The 16,836-nt window shown below is 49.8% G+C and carries 19 protein-coding genes; all 19 read right to left on the bottom strand.

Annotated features, from left to right (window positions below):
* Positions 1–6 precede the first annotated feature (6 nt).
* Positions 7–270, bottom strand: coding sequence for a flagellar biosynthesis protein FliQ (gene fliQ, locus CD05_RS0116200; RefSeq protein ID WP_028511359.1), 264 nt, complete (start codon positions 268–270; stop codon positions 7–9).
* A 59-nt stretch (positions 271–329) separates the two neighbouring features.
* Positions 330–1,124 (bottom strand): flagellar type III secretion system pore protein FliP, encoded by a 795-nt coding sequence (gene fliP, locus CD05_RS0116195; RefSeq protein WP_028511358.1) that lies wholly within the window; start codon positions 1,122–1,124, stop codon positions 330–332.
* Positions 1,117–1,554 (bottom strand): flagellar biosynthetic protein FliO, encoded by a 438-nt coding sequence (locus CD05_RS0116190; RefSeq protein WP_028511357.1) that lies wholly within the window; start codon positions 1,552–1,554, stop codon positions 1,117–1,119. The genes fliP and CD05_RS0116190 overlap by 8 nt, the downstream gene beginning before the upstream one ends.
* A gap of 14 nt (positions 1,555–1,568) precedes the next feature.
* A complete protein-coding gene (gene fliN / locus CD05_RS20165) occupies positions 1,569–2,591 on the bottom strand; it encodes a flagellar motor switch protein FliN (RefSeq protein WP_028511356.1) in 1,023 nt (340 codons plus the stop codon).
* A gap of 14 nt (positions 2,592–2,605) precedes the next feature.
* Positions 2,606–3,574, bottom strand: a complete 969-nt coding sequence (locus tag CD05_RS0116180; RefSeq protein WP_028511355.1) for a FliM/FliN family flagellar motor switch protein — start codon at positions 3,572–3,574, stop codon at positions 2,606–2,608.
* 22 nt (positions 3,575–3,596) lie between these two features.
* Complete coding sequence (locus CD05_RS0116175; RefSeq protein ID WP_028511354.1) at positions 3,597–4,535, bottom strand: flagellar motor protein MotB; 939 nt, start codon at positions 4,533–4,535, stop codon at positions 3,597–3,599.
* 115 nt (positions 4,536–4,650) lie between these two features.
* On the bottom strand, positions 4,651–5,490 hold the full coding sequence (locus tag CD05_RS19160) for a motility protein A (protein ID WP_037323106.1): 840 nt from the start codon (positions 5,488–5,490) through the stop codon (positions 4,651–4,653).
* A gap of 46 nt (positions 5,491–5,536) precedes the next feature.
* On the bottom strand, positions 5,537–5,749 hold the full coding sequence (locus CD05_RS0116165) for a flagellar FlbD family protein (RefSeq protein WP_028511353.1): 213 nt from the start codon (positions 5,747–5,749) through the stop codon (positions 5,537–5,539).
* 148 nt (positions 5,750–5,897) lie between these two features.
* The gene (locus tag CD05_RS0116160) at positions 5,898–7,487 is read right to left on the bottom strand and encodes a flagellar hook-basal body complex protein (RefSeq protein WP_028511352.1); all 1,590 of its coding nucleotides are present in this window, start codon (positions 7,485–7,487) and stop codon (positions 5,898–5,900) included.
* A 105-nt stretch (positions 7,488–7,592) separates the two neighbouring features.
* Positions 7,593–7,976, bottom strand: coding sequence for a TIGR02530 family flagellar biosynthesis protein (locus tag CD05_RS0116155; RefSeq protein WP_028511351.1), 384 nt, complete (start codon positions 7,974–7,976; stop codon positions 7,593–7,595).
* A gap of 61 nt (positions 7,977–8,037) precedes the next feature.
* Entirely contained in the window at positions 8,038–8,565 is a 528-nt protein-coding gene (locus CD05_RS19155) for a flagellar hook capping FlgD N-terminal domain-containing protein (RefSeq protein WP_051589087.1), read from the bottom strand.
* An 18-nt stretch (positions 8,566–8,583) separates the two neighbouring features.
* Positions 8,584–10,500 (bottom strand): flagellar hook-length control protein FliK, encoded by a 1,917-nt coding sequence (locus CD05_RS0116145; protein ID WP_028511350.1) that lies wholly within the window; start codon positions 10,498–10,500, stop codon positions 8,584–8,586.
* An 82-nt stretch (positions 10,501–10,582) separates the two neighbouring features.
* A complete protein-coding gene (locus tag CD05_RS0116140; protein ID WP_028511349.1) occupies positions 10,583–11,035 on the bottom strand; it encodes a flagellar FliJ family protein in 453 nt (150 codons plus the stop codon).
* Positions 11,036–11,051: 16 nt separating this feature from the next.
* Positions 11,052–12,371 (bottom strand): FliI/YscN family ATPase, encoded by a 1,320-nt coding sequence (locus tag CD05_RS0116135; protein ID WP_084262233.1) that lies wholly within the window; start codon positions 12,369–12,371, stop codon positions 11,052–11,054.
* Complete coding sequence (locus tag CD05_RS0116130; RefSeq protein ID WP_028511347.1) at positions 12,355–13,206, bottom strand: FliH/SctL family protein; 852 nt, start codon at positions 13,204–13,206, stop codon at positions 12,355–12,357. Before CD05_RS0116130 ends, CD05_RS0116135 begins: the two co-directional genes overlap by 17 nt.
* A gap of 13 nt (positions 13,207–13,219) precedes the next feature.
* Positions 13,220–14,356 carry a flagellar motor switch protein FliG gene (gene fliG / locus CD05_RS0116125; protein WP_242841284.1) on the bottom strand — a complete coding sequence of 379 codons (1,137 nt, stop codon included), beginning with the start codon at positions 14,354–14,356 and terminating at the stop codon, positions 13,220–13,222.
* Positions 14,356–15,990, bottom strand: a complete 1,635-nt coding sequence (locus CD05_RS0116120) for a flagellar M-ring protein FliF C-terminal domain-containing protein (protein WP_028511345.1) — start codon at positions 15,988–15,990, stop codon at positions 14,356–14,358. Before CD05_RS0116120 ends, fliG begins: the two co-directional genes overlap by 1 nt.
* A 48-nt stretch (positions 15,991–16,038) precedes the next feature.
* A complete protein-coding gene (gene fliE, locus CD05_RS0116115) occupies positions 16,039–16,353 on the bottom strand; it encodes a flagellar hook-basal body complex protein FliE (protein ID WP_051589086.1) in 315 nt (104 codons plus the stop codon).
* Positions 16,354–16,394: 41 nt separating this feature from the next.
* Positions 16,395–16,823, bottom strand: a complete 429-nt coding sequence (flgC, locus tag CD05_RS0116110; RefSeq protein ID WP_028511343.1) for a flagellar basal body rod protein FlgC — start codon at positions 16,821–16,823, stop codon at positions 16,395–16,397.
* Between the last annotated feature and the right edge of the window lie 13 nt (positions 16,824–16,836).

The following is a 16,836-nucleotide window of genomic DNA, read 5'->3' as shown; positions in this document are numbered from 1 at the left end:
CCGCCCCTACAGATTTGCTATGCGGTCGAATATCATCTTGAAGAAGTCGTCCATGAGCGTCATCATCCACGTTCCGGCGACAAGCAGTATAAGCGCTATGATAATAAGCTTCGGAACGAATGTGAGCGTCTGCTCGTGTATCTGTGTCGCCGCCTGGAAAATAGCGACTATCAGACCTATGACTATCGAGGCGATGAGCAGCGGCCCGGCAATTTTGAGCACTACCATAAACGCCTGTGAGAATATTGAAAGCAGATCACCCGTTGTCAAGCGCTACACACCTTTCACTATCATTTGCTGCCTCCCATGAAACGGGAGGGGTCGAACCGCTAATGGAATCCCACTATCAGGCTCTGTATCAGTAAGCTCCAGCCGTCTACAAGTACAAATAGCATCAGCTTGAACGGCAGCGCTATCGTCGCCGGCGGCAGCATTACCATACCCATTGACATAAGCGTCGATGATACGACTATGTCTATTATCAGAAACGGGATATACAACAAAAATCCTATCAGGAATGCTCTTTTTATCTCGCTGGTGATGAACGAAGGTATCACGACTATGAGCGGAAGCTCTGTCAGATCCTCCGATACGACCTCGTGGTCGATCTCGGTTATATTTTTATCCTCAGCAAGCGATACGAACATATCAAGATCGTCGTTGTATACCTGCTTTAGCATGAACTCCTTAAGCGGCTTGCCCGCCTCGGTTATCGCATCACGCTCGCCTATCTCGCCGCTGACATACCGGTCATAAGCGTTCTCCTTTATCTGCGTAAAGGTCGGGAACATTATGAATATAGTCAGAAACAACGCAAGCCCTATCAACACCTGGTTAGGCGGTGCGGACTGCGTGCCGATAGCAGATCTTAAAAAAGACAGCGATATGATTATCCTCGTAAACGAGGTCATCACGAGCAGAAGCGACGGTATGAGTGCGAGTATCGCTAACAGGAAAAGCAGATCAAGCGCACTTGATGAGCCGCTCGACTCGCCTGTGTCAAGTGTCACATCAACAGTCGCTGCATTTGCCCTGAGTGTCATGAGAGATATGCTCAGCATCACCCCGAGCGAGCCGAATATCAGACGGAGAATGTGTTTTTTTATCATGCGGGCCTTATTCATTATCGCTTTCCTCCGCCGTTTTTGATGTGTCCTCTTTTTTCAGGTAGTCGTTTATATCCTCGTTTTTGCCGAGCTTCTTGTTGATGTTATACTTTAGCGCATCCGCAAAGCTGATGCTGCCCTTTTGTATACTGCTGCTCTGCTCCTCGCTGTAGGGGGTAAGCAGCTCCTCCTCCTTAAGCTCGCTTATAAGGTTTATGCGGTCGGGCGTTATGCCTATAAGGAATATCCTCTCGCCTGCCCTTGCTATAGCAATGGTCATATCACGGCCGACAGACACTGTTTCAAGTATCTTCAGGTTGCGCCCGCCCTTGCCGCTTATCATATACCGCTTGCCAATGAACTTGGTGGAGATATACGCAAGATAAAGTATCCCTGCAAAGAGGATAAGCCCGAAAATAAGCGTAAATACGCTCTTTACTATGTCCAAGCTGACTCCTCCGATCAGGAAGTAATATTATTCTTTGAATTCACAAGCTCGGTTATCCTGACACCGAAGTTGTCATCAATAACGATAACATCGCCCCTTGCTATGAGCTGGCCGTTCACGGTTATATCCACCGGAGCGCCTGCCTGCTTGTCTATGGGAATAATAGTTCCCTGCGAGAAATTCATTATCTCCTTCATCTTCTTCTTTGTCTTTCCTATCTCAACGCATACGTTCATAGGCACTTCCATAAGAAGATCCATGTTTCCTGGCATCCCTATGCCGTCATCATCAGCCCCCACATCGAACCTCGGGAACGACGAGGGCGAGATATTGAGCGCCGGGGCGTTTGTATTCTGTATCGGCTGCCTTGCAGCCTGCCTCATATTCTGTTTGCTGACAGCGCCTATGCTCTGAACGTTCTGAGCAGCTGTGAGCTGCTGCTGTGTGGTGCTGTTGTTTGTCATATCGTAGTATTTCGAGAGATTGTTCACCGACATATCGTCAAATGTTACGCAGGCCTTGCCCTTGAGTATGGTGCCGACCTCGTACTTGACGTTTACTGTGGCGCACTCGCCCGTTTCCTTGCCGCCGAAGGCACTTGCAACTACGCTGTTGCCTTCAAACTGCATGAGCGCCGAGATAGATGCCGAAGCCTCCACCCCGAAGAACTCGCCGAGCTTTGAGGAGAGCTTATTTGAGACCTGAGACATTATCTCCTTTATCATTCCGAGACCCATCTCGTCAAACTCGATCTCATCGCTGTCGGAATTCATGAGCAGCCTGAGTATGACCGCAAGATCTATCTCACGGAACACTGCCACGGCCTTGCCGCTGATATCTCCCACAAAGACTATATTGAAATACATCGCAGGCATAACGCCCGAGTAGTCAGTATCCTTTATAGTGTGTATCTGTGCAGGCTGCGGCTGTGCATTAAGGTCTGCACCGAGAATGGGAGATAGCGCATCAAGCGCCGAACCCACTGCGTCCGAAAGCACCTCTGATATTTTATCGAACTTAGATCTGTCAAGACTCATCTGAAATTATCTCCTCACTCGTTGTTTGTATCATATATACTTTCCGTGATCTTTACGGCCTTTTTGATGTTGGTCTGCCCGAGCTTTGCCTTGAACCACGGGACGTGATCGACCTCTATCGTAATATCATCGGTCAGCTTTTTATCAAGGGGTATTATATCCCCGACCCTGAGGCTCATGACCTCCTGCATATCAAGCGTCAGCTCAGCAAACACTGCCTTGAGCTCGATGCTCGATTCGCTGAGCGTGTCTATTATCTGCTCACGCCGTCTCTGGTCACGCTCTGCATCAATAGGCTCGAAGTTCTGTGTATCGACCTTCTGCCCGTGCAGCTTTTCCATAAGGTCTTCAAGGAACTGCGCCGAATATGCGATACTGATAGTCGAGACAGAGTTTTTCACCGACACGTCAAAGCTCATGACGAGCCTTACGTCGCTCTCGCTCCTTACATCTATCAGCTTGGGATTAGTCTCGCTCTTTTCGTAGCTTATCTCGGTAGTCACGAGCGAGCTCCATGCGGCGCTGAGCATATCGCAGAAGCGTGTTATAAGGTTTTTGAGTATAGCCACCTCTAAGTCGGTGTGCTGCCTGTCCATCTGCAGCGTCTTTCCGGGGCCGCCCTGCAATATATCTATAAGCAGATACGACAGCGACGGCGGAATGTGGAACATAACCCTCGGGTCACGGAATTCCGTGTCTAAGACCGTAAAGCCCAGAAGCCCTATCATAGTGAATTTAGGCAGGCTTTCAAGGTATGTGGTCGTTCTTATCTCCTCGATACGGGGGTTGTAGACCGAGCAGTTTTCCCTTGTCATAGCCGTAAGCCCCGAGCTTAAGTGCTTTGAAAAGGCGTCCGTTATACGGTTGAGTGCCTTAACGTCCTCCTTGGTGAACTTCTTGGGCACTCTGAAATCGTACAGAACAGCCTTTTGGGCGGTCACTTCAGCAGCCTTGTTTTGCTCTTGTGCTTCAGAATTGCTCATTTATGATTCTTCCTTACAGTAATTATTCTTCATCAGACTCTTCTTCTGAGCCTTCGTCAGACTTTTCTTCCCCTTCGTCCTCGGTCTTCTCCTCATCGCTTGCCTCGTTTGCATCGCCTGTCACGGCATCTGCGAGCGAGTTGCCCTCGAGCAGCTTATCGTAGTCGTAATCCATACCGATAAGGCTCTTTAAGAGGTCGTCCTTGATGAGCGGTGAGTTGACGCCGATGATAGATATCTCAACACGCCTGTTTTTCATTCTGCCGTCTTCAGACTTGTTGTCTGCAACGGGATAGAGATTTGAGAGCCCGAGCGGGAAAAGCTTTTTGGGCTCGATATTATAATTTGTTTCAAGGTAGTTAGCTATCGTACTTGCGCGCTCCGAGGAGAGTATTCTCGCATCGACCTCCGAGCTGTCATATATCGCGGTATGTCCCTTGATGATAACAACTGCGAGCTTGTCCTCGATATCCGAGAGCTTCTGACCGAAGAAGTCGAGGAAGTCGTAGCTTGATTCCCTGAGCACGGCAGTGTCCGGCTCAAAGGCTATCATATCCTGGAACCTGAGGTAGATGTTTTCCTTGTTGGTGCCGTTTGATGTATCGCTGCTCTCGTCCTCGCCCTGCTCAGCCACCTCGGTGGTAGCCTCCTGCTCATCGAGGTACTCAACAAGCGCTGTATAGAATTCATCAAACTCGGTCAGCCCCTGCCCCTCGGGCTCACTGTCGCCGGTATTCTGCGCAGGCGAATCACCGTCGCCGTCAACCACAAGGACTATCTGATCGACCTTAGTTTTGCCGTTTTTATTAAATGCCTTTACTATCTCCGCCCATTTAGATTCCTCGATAGAGGACATTGAGTAGAGAACAATAAAGAATGTAAGCAGCAGCGTAACCATATCGCCGTATGTATCCATCCAGCTTCCGCCGCTTTCCTCACCGCCGCCTTTTTTTCTCGCCAACTGCCTCACACTCCCTTCCAATGCATGGTGTACAATGTACAATGCACAATTCTTTTATAATACGTCCTGCGCAGCAGGACACCTTAATTATTAATTATTAACTATTAATTATTAATTATATACGTCCGTCGTCATTGAACTTGCCTGCATCGCCCTTGCCGCCCTTCTTGGCCTTCTGGTTAGCAGGCAGGAGCTTGACTAACTTGTCCTGTATGAAGTTGGGGTTGTCGCCTGCGAGTATACCCTGAACGCCGACAACGATTATCGACTTGCAGAGCATCTCAGACTCATGCCTTACCTTCAGCTTGTTTGCGATAGGCTTGAACACGAATGATGACAAAAACGAGCCGTAGAATGTCGTGATAAGCGCTACCGCCATGTTTCCTGCGAGCGCATCCGAGTCGGACAGGTTGCCAAGCAGGTTTATAAGACCGATAAGTGTACCTATCATACCGAAGGAAGGCGCATAGTCCGAGCCTTTAAGGTAAAAGCCCTGACACTGCGAGTGTCGCTCCTCCATGTAGTCAAGCTCGTTGTCCATCATTTCCTGCACCTTCTGGGGGTCTACCGAGTCGCAGACCATCATCAGCGCATTCTGCATGAACTTGTCCTCGATACCCTTTACCTTTTCTTCGAGAGCGAGAACACCGTTTATTCTTGCTTCCTTGGCAAAGTCTATGAGCTGCTCGATTATCTCGTTCGGGTTCTTGTTCTTGTCCTTGAACATCATTGCCATGTGCTTAGGCATTTTCTTGAACATTGAAAGCGGGTATGAAACGAACAGCGCACAGAAGGTACCGCCCACAACTATCGCAATAGACGGGATATCTATAAACGATTTTATTGAGGCCGGCGTTACCATATAGCCGCCTGTTTCAGGGTCGGTGCCGAGCATGATAGAGAAAACTATCAGACCCATTCCGACTACCCAGCCTATGATCGATGAAATATCCATAACTTAAGATATGCCCCTTTCGCATATTATATTATGAGAGTATTTTTCATTGCTTTATCGAAGCTCCGTAAAATACATTGCTCACGCACTGCCTTCTGTGCTCGATTATCTTTTCTATCACTTCATGAAGGCTCTCGGCTACGATGTATATCTTGCCGTTTGTGAGCTTTATTGTTGTATCGGGGCATTCCTCGATGGTTTCAATAAGGTCGTCATTAAGTGCGAAATGTGTGTCATTGTGCCTTGTCAGAACTATCATTATCAATACCCTCCATTCAGAAATAAGCGCCAAGAGCCGGGCGAAACTGTAATGATACCCGCCTGTCGTCTTTTCCGGCTTACTTCTATTTACCCCACAATGGGCGGCATTATGCCGCCCTCAGGGTCAAATATTGCTTGTATGGTGCTTATCTCTTAAGGTTTATAAGCTCCTCGAGCATAGTATCGGAAACTGTGATAAGTCTTGAGCAAGCCTGGAAGCCTCTCTGTGTAACTATCATATCCGAGAACTCCTGCGAGAGGTCAACGTTTGAAGTTTCAAGTGTACCGCCTGCGATGGAGCCTGAACCGTCCTCGCCGGGTATGCACAGATGAGGCTCGCCGGAGTTAACTGTTCTCTGGAAGTATGTGGAGCCCACCTGCGAAAGACCTGCCGGGTTGTCGAAGGTCGCAAGATCTATTCTTCCGAGCTCGATAGTGCCGAGTGCAGGGTGTGTGCCGTAGATTATGCCGTTAAAGCCTATAGCAACACCTGTGAGGTCTGCAAAGGTCTGTGCGCCGCCCTCAGTACCGCCGTTGAGTGCGAAGGAGGTCGAGCCGAGGCCCAAGTTCCTTGCAGGAGCGGAAGGTGTACAGTCCTCTGTGCCTGCGTGTGCGCCTGTATATGTGCTTACATTGTTCCAGTTCGGGAATGTGAGTACGAAGCTGTCGTCATCCTCCGGATCTGCCGAAGAATTTCTGAGAACTACAGAACCTGTTGTCTGCATCTGCTCCTTGGTAACTACTGCCTTGTACAGTCCGCCGCCTGCTGTTATAGTGCAGGTGCCGGCTGTTTCATCAACTGCGATATCAAAATCCATAGGCTGGTCGTAGCTGAACTCATCGCCCACGCTCTTTATCGAGAATGCTCTTGATATATCTGCCGGGAGCGGTATCTTACCTGATGCGACACCGAAGTTTGCGCCGACTATCTGCTCACCTGTAAGAGGCTCGCTAAAAGCCGCTGCCGAGTCGATGTCTATCCTGAAATTGCCTGCCGGGTGCGCTGCGCCCGAGTTTGCTGCTGTGATAGCGTCGTTTATAGCATTTTCAAGCTCATTGAGGTTTGCAAACGACTCATTTGCATTAAGTGTTACAGTGATAGAGTTTGAAGTCACAACAGCCTCAGCCTTCTGACCTATCGGGATATTGTTTGAAGATATGAAGTTGAATGAAAGGTTGCCGTTTGCATTCTCAGCAGTGGAGCTCACCTTTATGTTGATGTCGTTTATAACGTCGCTTGCGGACGAAACGTTGGGGTTCTCATAGGGGAGCGATATCCTTATCTTCTGTGAGGAAGCGCCCTGGTTCATGTTGTTGCCCGAAACACCGAGCACGAAGTTACCGTTGATATCAACGAGGTTGCCCTCTGCGTCAACGTCGAGCATACCAGCCTTGGTGTAGAAGATATTGCCGTCGCCGTCCATTACCTGGAAGTAACCGTCACCTGTGATAGCAGCATCGAGTGCAAGACCCGTTGTTGCCATAACGGAAGTTGACTGGTTAACGTCTGTCGAGCCTATCTTAGCGCCGTAGCCTATCTGAACCGCATTCGTACCGCCCTTGGCAGCAGTAGCCTCAGTAGCTGCTCTTGATGTCTGATAGTATACGTCTCTGAATGTAACTCGGCTTGCCTTGAAGCCGTATGTAGATACGTTTGATATATTGTTACCTATAACGTCCATCTTGGTCTGCTGTGTTGTCATACCAGCAACGCCTGAATATAAGCTTCTTATCATAATATGATCCTCCGTTCATTTTAGTATTTTTTATGAAACGGTTTTGTCGGGCTCACCCTCTGTCATTCGGTGTGAGCCAAAGACCCCCTAAAACAGGTCCGGCCCTTATACTATAACCGTTCCTTCGATATTTGTAAAGCAGTTGCCCACTAGTTCTTCATTTGAAACTGTGGTTATTACGGTGTTGTTCTTCACGCTTACTATATACGCCGACTGATCCACAAGTATGAGCGTATCGTCAAGCCCCTTTTCCCGTGCTATCTCAACGCCTGCATTGAGCCTTTCCATATTGTCGTCGGAAACGTTGATGTTTCTCTCGACCACACGGTTGACTGCGTGCTTTGAGAAGTTAAGGCCGCTCGTTTGCAGCTGGCTTTTGAGCACCTGGTCGAAATTGGCCGTAGCGATACTGTCGTTCACGCTTGCTGTGCTTGTCTGCGGTATTCCCGTAGTAATCGGCGCTGTGAGCCTTAGCATCTTAATATCCATATCCCAAGACTCCTTTCTCCTTTAAAATGGATAATCACCGCTCATGCTCGTATAGCGTATATCATGTATTCTGTGTATCGGCAGCCGCCTCTGTTGTTATGGTGCTCTCAGTCTCAGAAGGCTTTGAAGAGTCAGAAACGCTCTTGATATCCGAAAGAGAGAATTCCTTTCCGTTGACTGTGAACTTGTAGTCATCGCCTACTAACGAAACGCTTGTCACCTTGCCTGTAGTCGTCTCGACATCGCCGCCTATGTTGTAAACGGAAGCTGTGACCTCTTTGCCGAGGTAGCTCATAGCGAAGCTCTGCTTTGAGAATGATGCCATCTCCTGCATAGCGCTCATCGACGAGAACTGTGCAAGCTGAGAGAGATACTGGGTATCGTCAACAGGGTTCATAAAGTCCTGGTTTGTGAGCTGTGTCACCATAAGGTTGAGAAAGTCCTGTACTTCGACCTTTGACGAATCCTCGTTTGAGAACTTTACGTTGTTGTAAAGATTCTGAGCGCTCGTTGACTTGGCAGTGCCGTTCATAAGGTCTGTATAGTTTCTCGAAGCGGTGTAGCCCGAATTCAAGCTGTCTATTGCCATAGCGTGCTCCTCCTTTTCTTATATAGTTCTGTTAAGGATATCGGTAGTCTTATATCCTGTCGTTTTAGCCTCACGCTCGTCTTCACCTACTTCGGTGTAGCGAGTGCCGGCTCTTTGTCTGTTGCCGCTGTAGGCGTTCTCGCCCCTGCCGCCGAAGCTGCCCGAGAAATCATCAAAGCCGAAGCCCGACATACTCTCTGCATTGCTTGAAGCCGTTACTACCGCAGGGTTGACCTTTGCCTCATATTCGCTCATGCCGTTTTGCAGCTGTGCAAGTCTGGCATTGATGAGCTGTGCGGTCTTTTCGTTGGTTGCGAGGATATCGAATACGACACCTGCGCTTGATTTTTCCATTCTTATGATTATCTCGCCTAACCCCTCAGGGTGGAGCCTTGCCGTATAGAGCTGCCTTTCCTCGGTTATAGCCCTTGATAAAAGGTCGAGCGTCTGATTGAAGACTGCCTTGTCCTCGGGCGTTCCCTCGGTGAGCACCTCCTTGGGTGTCACTCCTCTGCCGTAGTCCACGAAGCCCATTGCCTGCGCTGCCGTATCTGTGGGTGCATCTGATACCTGTGCCGGCTGAGTCTGCTGTGTACTGCGTGTGCTCTGCGTTCTTACCGGAGCTGATGTCCTTTCCTGCTGTGCCGTCTGTGCTTTGCCGGGTGCATGGCTCTGCTCTGTTGTCGGCTGCTGCGCTGTCGGTGCCTGCCTGTAGGTCTGTGAAGCATCGTCCGTTTGCTCTGTCTGCATGGGCTGTGCGTACCCTGCGTCACCTTCATCGCTTTCGGGCTGTGCTGTCTGCATGACCTGCTGTGGCTGCGCTGTCTGCGCATCTGTTACCTGCTGTAAGGCCTGTTCCGTCTGAACCGGCTGTGGGGTCGTCTGTGCTGTCTGCTCAGGCTGTACCGATGTTTCCCTTGTCTGTGCATACTCAGGCTGTGCGTACCCGGTATTTTCTGCGACAGTTTCGGGGAAAGCTGTCTGTACTGTCTGCGCTGTCTGTTCAGGCTGTGCGGTCATTTCCCTCTGCTCTGCATACACAGGCTGTGCGTACCCTGTATTTTCCGCAATGCTTTCGGGAACGGCCGTCTGTACCAACTGCTCAGACTGCACTGTCTGCTCAGGCTGTATCTGCTGTGCGGGCTGTACCTGTGTGTTCACGATGTTCTGTGCGAATATGGGTGCTTCATTCGCCGCTACATCGGTCTGTACAGGCATTTCCCTGCCTTCGATGCTTGCCTGTGCGCTTCTCACTGCCTTTGAGAGATTAAGCTGTTCACTGAGCACGTTTACAGTCCTGTCTACCTCGTTGACCTCGCTTGTCACCGTTATGCCCGATATAGTTTTGAGAGCTCTTTCAAACTCATCCGCATCCTGCACCGAGCCGAGCGCTTCAAGAAGGCTGTTTAGAGCCTTTGATGAGCCCATGACATTTACAAGGTCGTCAAAGTAGCCGTCTGCTATCTCGTCTATCATCTCACCGCCTGTGCGAAGCAGTGATGTATTGTCGAGAACTGCGCTGTAAAGGCTGCTCTGAACTGTCTGCAAGGGGTCATCTGAATTTACAAGCCCTTCAACCGAGCTGTCGGTAGTGTACATCGACATCAGCTCCATAAGGATATCCGCATTCAGGTTCTCAGCACCGTATTCGCTGATTATCTCATCGAGCGTTCCCAGCACCTCGTTATCGGTCTTTGTGCTATCGACCTCACCTGTTGTAAGCTCCTGTGCGCCTGAAGCCTCCTGCGCTCCTGTCTGCTTTGATGTCTTGCCTGCCTTGCTGCTGCTCTGCGTCTGGCTTGCTGAAAGCCTGTTCACTATATCGAGAAAATCGACATTCTGAACATTCTTGTCATCGACCCTTGCTCTTGGCTTTGCGTGGTTTACCTTACCGGCATCGCCTGTTGTTACTGCCATTAAATTGTTTGCGTCCATTCAATTCACCTCCCGTGTGTTTTTTGTCTGACAGAAGGCAGCCCTCTGTCAATTATTATCAAATGCGTGGCCGCATTTGGTATCAGTAGTTTTTGTGCTCTCTTGTATACTTCTGGGATACGAATTCGGATATCACAAGGTCCTGCTCCTTTGAGAGCTGCCTGTTCCATTCCTCACGCTTTTTGGCTTCTAAGTTATCATAGCCCGAAACGTCCATTTTCAGCGAGCTTACCCTTTCCTGCTGCTTGTCTATCGACACCTGCAAAAAGTCGAGCCTGTCGCCTAAGAGCCTCTGCTCCTCTCTCATGCCGTTTTTCTGGGCTTCATAGAGCCTTATCCTTGTTACATTGAGCCCCGAGCGCATCTCCTCGTGCATCTCGTTGTTTATGCGCTCAAATTCCTTATCGAGCTGTTCCATGCGGTCGGTGATGTTGTTTTTCTCCATCATCAGCCCGACGAGCACGTTCTTTTCCCTGTCGAGCAGGATATTCTTGTAATCCCTTATCCTGCCGAGCGAGAACTCAAATTTCTTCATTTGCCATCATCTTCTTTTACCCCTTGACTATCTTGCGCATCAGCTCGACCGTCTGCTCGAAGGTGAACTTCTCATCGACCTTCTGCATCAGGAAGCCGTTTATAGCGTCTATCTTCTTTATCGCCGTATCGAGCGCCGGGTTTGAGCCGGATTTATATGCGCCTATAGATATAAGGTCTATATTATCATTGTATATGCTCATCATGTTTCTTATCTGCCCTGCGCACTCCTTCTGCTCGGGAGTAGCTATAGAGCTCATAAGTCTTGAAAGCGATGCGAGCACGTCTATAGCCGGGTAGTGGTTGGTCATGGCTATCTTTCTTGACAGCATTATGTGACCGTCTATGATACCTCTTACCGTGTCAGCTACAGGCTCGTTGGTGTCATCACCTTCAACGAGGACTGTGTAAATGCCCGTGATAGAGCCGTTTTCAAAGTTGCCGCAGCGCTCGAGCAGTTTGGGGAGCGATGCATATATCGAAGGCGGATAGCCTCTTGCAACAGGCGGCTCGCCGGTCGAAAGGCCTATCTCACGCTGCGCCATACAGAAACGTGTCAGCGAATCCATCATCAGCAGCACGTCTTTGCCCTGGTTCTTGAAATACTCAGCTATCGCCGTGGCTGTCATTGCGCATTTGTTTCTGAGCATTGCCGAGTTATCAGATGTAGCGACCACGACCACCGAGCGCTTAAGGCCCTCAGGCCCCAGATCCTTTTTTAAGAACTCCATAAGCTCTCTGCCACGCTCGCCGACAAGTGCGAGCACGTTGACATCTGCCGTTACATTTCTTGCTATCATGCCCATAAGCGTTGACTTACCAACGCCCGAGCCTGCGAATATACCTATTCTCTGCCCCTTGCCGAGGGTTATCATACCGTCTATCGCCTTGACACCGAGAGTTATCGGCTCTCGTATCTCAGGGCGGCGCATGGGGTTTGCGACCTTGCCGCTTATAGGATGCATCACACCGTCTGATATCTCGCCGAGCCCGTCGATAGGTCTTCCGAGCGCATCGACTGTTCTGCCGATAAGGTTATCGCCCATCATTACCCGCAGCTTTTTGCCGGTGTTGTACACCGTGTTGCCGTAGCCTATGCCGTCTGTCTCATCGTAGGGCATTATCTGTGTTATGCCGTCGTGAAAGCCCACGACCTCGCTTAAAACAGGCGGCTTGTTCGGTATGCGTATCTCGCACACATCGCCGATGCTTGCAAGCAGCCCTGACACTTCTATTATCATGCCGACTATCTGCTCGACCTTGCCAAGCCTTGTATAGAAATTCATGTGGCGCATCTCACGCCGGAGGTTGATTATCTTATCAAAGGAATTGTTCATCGTCCTCGTCACCCTCGTCTATATTCCTGAGGTATTCTCTGATATTTTCAAACTGAACGGGGAGCGATGCGTCTATCACCTGCTCCTTGACTTCCAATATAACGCTTCCCCCCTCAGGGAGATTTGTCTTGAACTCAGCGTTCTGCAGGCCTGCCGTGTGGCGGTCCTCTTTGAGCTTTTTAGCAAGCATCGAGAGGTTCTCGCTCATAGTCACGCTTATGTAGTCTGCATCCTTGAAGCCCAGCAGCGCACGCTTTACCATGTTTTCAAGATAGAGGTCATCGCTTTCGACCTTTCTCTTTACCACGTCCTCCGCCACATCTACAGCGAAGAACTTAAGCTGCTCGGCATACTCATCGAATGCCTGCTGCTGTGCTGTCTTTATCTCATCTATCTGCTTGGCGACTGCCTTGAACATCTCGTCGGTCTCCTGCGCCTTGATACGCTTGCCCTCCTCAAATCCCTCGAGCTTTGCCTGCTCTTTGAGATCCTCGCCCTGGGCTATCGCCTCGTCTATTATCTTTTTTGCTTCTTCCTTAGCGTTTTCGGTTATTTCCCTTGCCTCTCTGAGCGAGCTGTCAACTCTTGCCTTGCACTCCTCCTCTATCCTTGCGGATTCGGCCTTGGCGTTCCTGACCAGCTCGTTATACTGCTCGGCAAAATATTCCTGCAGCGCCTTTCGTGTCGTCTTATCAAATTTATCGGTCTCGATGCCGGCTTTTTCAAGAGTAACATCGGAATTTTTAGGCTTTGGCTTCTTAACTATCACCGCATCTGGTATCTCTACCGCTCTTGCGTTCTCAGTCACGTTAGCCGGGCTTATAACATTGAGCAATAAACATCACCCTTTAAGCTATTATCTCATCATCGCCGCCCTTGAAGAGCACGATATCGCCGCTTTCCTCAAGGCCTCTGATAACATCTATTATCCTCTGCTGAGCCGCCTCGACATCACGCATACGCAGGTTATGCAGATACTGCATATCCGACTGTATCATTTCCTTCTGACGGGACGACATATTGTTGAATATCCTCTCCTGAAGCTCGGGCGAGGCCGCCTTGAGCGACACGGTAAGATCCTTGGTGTCGGCCTCTCTTATGAAGGCCTGTATCTCCATGTCGTTTAAGTTTATGATATCGCCGAAAACGAACATGAGCTTCTTTATCTTGCCGACGAGCTCGGGGTTTGTGACCTCCATGCCCTCGAAGACCGCCTTCTGCGAGTCCTTGTCGATACGGTTCATTATCTCTGCGATATACTGTACGCCGCCGTGCTCTGGAGCAGACGAGGACGAGGTATTGTATGTTCCCGAGAGCTTCTTTTTGAGGCTTCTCTCAACTATCGCCGTTATCTCGGGGTTCGCCTTGTCCATATTGGAAATACGCTCGATTATCTCTATCTGCTGCTCACGGGGGAGCTCGGAGATTATCTTTGATGCCTTATCGCTCGAAACGTGAGACAGCACCACAGCTATAGTCTGCGGGTGCTCATGCTGGAGCGTCATAAGCAGGTTCTTATTATCTACATCATTTATGAATGCAAAGGGGGCGCTGTCTATCTTAGTTGTTGCCCTGAATATCAGCTCATCGGCCTTTTTCTCGCCGAAGGCCTTATCGAGCACGCTCCTTGCGTAGTCTGTGCCGCCCTCTGTGATAGCCTTCTGGGCTATACACATCTCGTAGAATTCGTTTATTATATCTTCCTTTTCCTCGGCGGTAAGGCTCTTTATCTGCGCTATCTCGGCGGAGAGCGTCTCGACCTCATTCTCATGCAGATACTTTACCACCTCAGATGCAGGAGATGTGCCGAGTGCTATCAGCACAGCTGCTGCCTTGGTGCGCTTGTTCATAGTCGCAACGGAGCTTAAGCGGAATGAATTTGCCTTTTCCTCACGCTGTTTTTCTGCTGCGGCAGCTTCTTCCTGAGCAGCTGCTTCCATAGCCTTTCCCTTAGCACGGGAAGCCTTCTCTCTTTTGGGTGACATCAGCTCTCATCTCCTCCGCTGCCTTCTTCCTCGCTGTTCTGCTGCTGTTGTTCATCAAGCTCCTGCTCGTTTATCATAGAACGTATGATAGCCGCAGTAAGCTCGGGGTTGGTAACAGCGAACTTCTTGACCTCCTCGGCCGTTTCCTTTTGCAGCTTGTTGTTTTCATTAGCCTGCTCGATAAGCGAACGCCGCTTGGTATCCTCCAGCTCCTCTTCGAGCTCGTTGACCTTTGCCTTGTTCTTCTGGTCGAGTTCCTTTATCTTCTTCTTGCTCTTTGAAGTTACCACAAGTATGATTATGATAGCTATTATAAGCACTGCACCGAGTGCCACAAGAGCCCAGAAGAGCCAGTTCTTGGTAAGAGGTGTCGTTACCTCCTCTGTCTCGTCTTCCTCCTCATCGGTGCCACGCCAGTCAAATACTGTTATCTTGTTGAGGTCATATATGCTCGTGGCGTTCTTGACTAAAGATATTATCCTGTCTCTGTCGGCATCGGTAAGGGGTGTCTTTGTCTTTAAAGTTATGGAAACGCTTGCGTCTTCTATAACGCCCTGCGCCTTCTCTGTCTGTGTAAGGACATAGCTTACGGCGTTATCGACCTCGTGCTCGTAGTAGTCGGGGTCGTTCCTTAAAGCTTCCTCGTCCTCGTTCGGGTAGGAAGGAACGTCTGTGTTGTCCTCCTCGCCAGTGACACCGCCGGGAGCATTGTCGCCGTCACGGTCGCCTGTATAGGTTATCTTTTCCCAGTCAACGATGTTTCCTTCTTCCTCGAAGTACTTCTTCATCTCCTCGGTTATCTTGTCATAGTTTACCGAAACTGCTGCCGCTGCTGCGACATTTCCTGCGCCGTAGGGGTTTGAGAGTATCTCTATGACACCCTCCTCTATACGCTGTCTTACTATGCGCTCATAGCTCTCACGGGTGCCGAGCTCATACTCCTCGCCCGAGCCTGCCGAGCCGCCGAGCTCCTTGCCGGTTCTTGTATCTATCACGGTAACATCATCAGGGCTCATCTGCTGTGCGGAATAAGCCACGAGGTTCTTTACCGCCTGCACCTGCTGCGAGGTAAACTGCGTATTGCCTCTCATCGTGAGCGTAACGCTCGCCTTGGCCTTTTCTGTGTTCTGCTGCCATGCGTAGTTCGAGCTCTCGGGATAGGATATCGTGACTACCGATGATTTTACGCCGTCGATACGATTTATAGTCGTCTGCAATCTGTCCTGAAGCTCCATTATAATGAGCTTTTTCTTCTCAGAATCGGTCATCGTCATGCTTAGGTTGTCGATATACGTCGAATACGACGGTGCCGACTGCGGATAGCCCTTTGCTGCGAGCTCATACACGAGCTGATCCCACTGTTCTTCCTTTACCATGAGCTGGCCGTCGCCGTTTATTATCACCTCGACGTTCTCGCTCTGGAGATACTGGTAGACTTCGGCAGTCTCCTCAGCCGACATATTCGGAAACAGGGTGACATAGCCGTTGGTACGGGAATTAAGGAAGATAGTAAGACCTATCGCCGCACCCACTATTATTACAAGGCTGATAATTATGAGCCGCCTTATCGCCGCTGTGAGGCCGCCCCACCATTCCTTGATGCGGCCGCCGAAGGCCTTTAACTTCTCATTCATAGAATGTCTTTTCTCCCAACCGTTCTACTGACTCAGATGTCATCCTTATCAGATGTTCATCTGCATTATCTCTCTGTAGGTATTAACTGCCCTTGTGGTTATCTGGGTAGTCATCTGTATCGCTATCTGCGCCTTGGTAGCGGCGAGCATAACGCCCGTCGTATCATCGGTCTTACCGACAGCGAGGTCGTAGGAAGCCTTGTTTGAAGCCTCCTCCAAGTCTCTTACATTATTTAAAGCATCTTCAAGGCGCTGCTCGAATGATGCGCCGGTGTTGTCAGTCTTCAATAGTCTTCCGGCACGCTCTGCCACAGGCTCTATAGCCTTCATCGGCTCAAGCGGAGTTATAAGTGCTACAGGCATTTATTATCACCTCGTAATAGTCTTTTAAGTCAGTGTGTTCCTTAGCCGCCCTTGCCTATCTCAAGACCCTTTGCGGCCATTGCCTTGACCACAGAAAGGGCTGTAAGGTTAGCCTCATACGCACGGGTAGCTTCAAGCAGGTCTATCTGCTCCTCGGCGTTGTTGACATTGGGCATATATATGTAGCCGTCCTCATCTGCGAGTGGGTTGTCGGGGTCGTAGACAGGGTTTACGTCCTCACCGAGCTCAACTGTCTCGGTAACTCTTACACCGCCGCCGTAGACCTTCATCATACGCTCATCAAAGGTCATAGCCCTTTCACGGAAGACCACCTGCTTGCGCTGGTAGGCTTCTTCGGGCGAGGAAGCGGCCACGTTCTGGTTTGCGATGTTCTGTAAAATGACATCTGTCTTATATCTCTCAGCCGTGAGTGCCGAGCCTGTGATATTGAGCGAATTCAAAAAAGCCACTTATCTCCCCTCC

The sequence above is a fragment of the Ruminococcus sp. NK3A76 genome (assembly GCF_000686125.1).
Classification (GTDB): domain Bacteria; phylum Bacillota; class Clostridia; order Oscillospirales; family Ruminococcaceae; genus NK3A76.
This window is presented reverse-complemented; position numbering and strand designations above follow the sequence as displayed.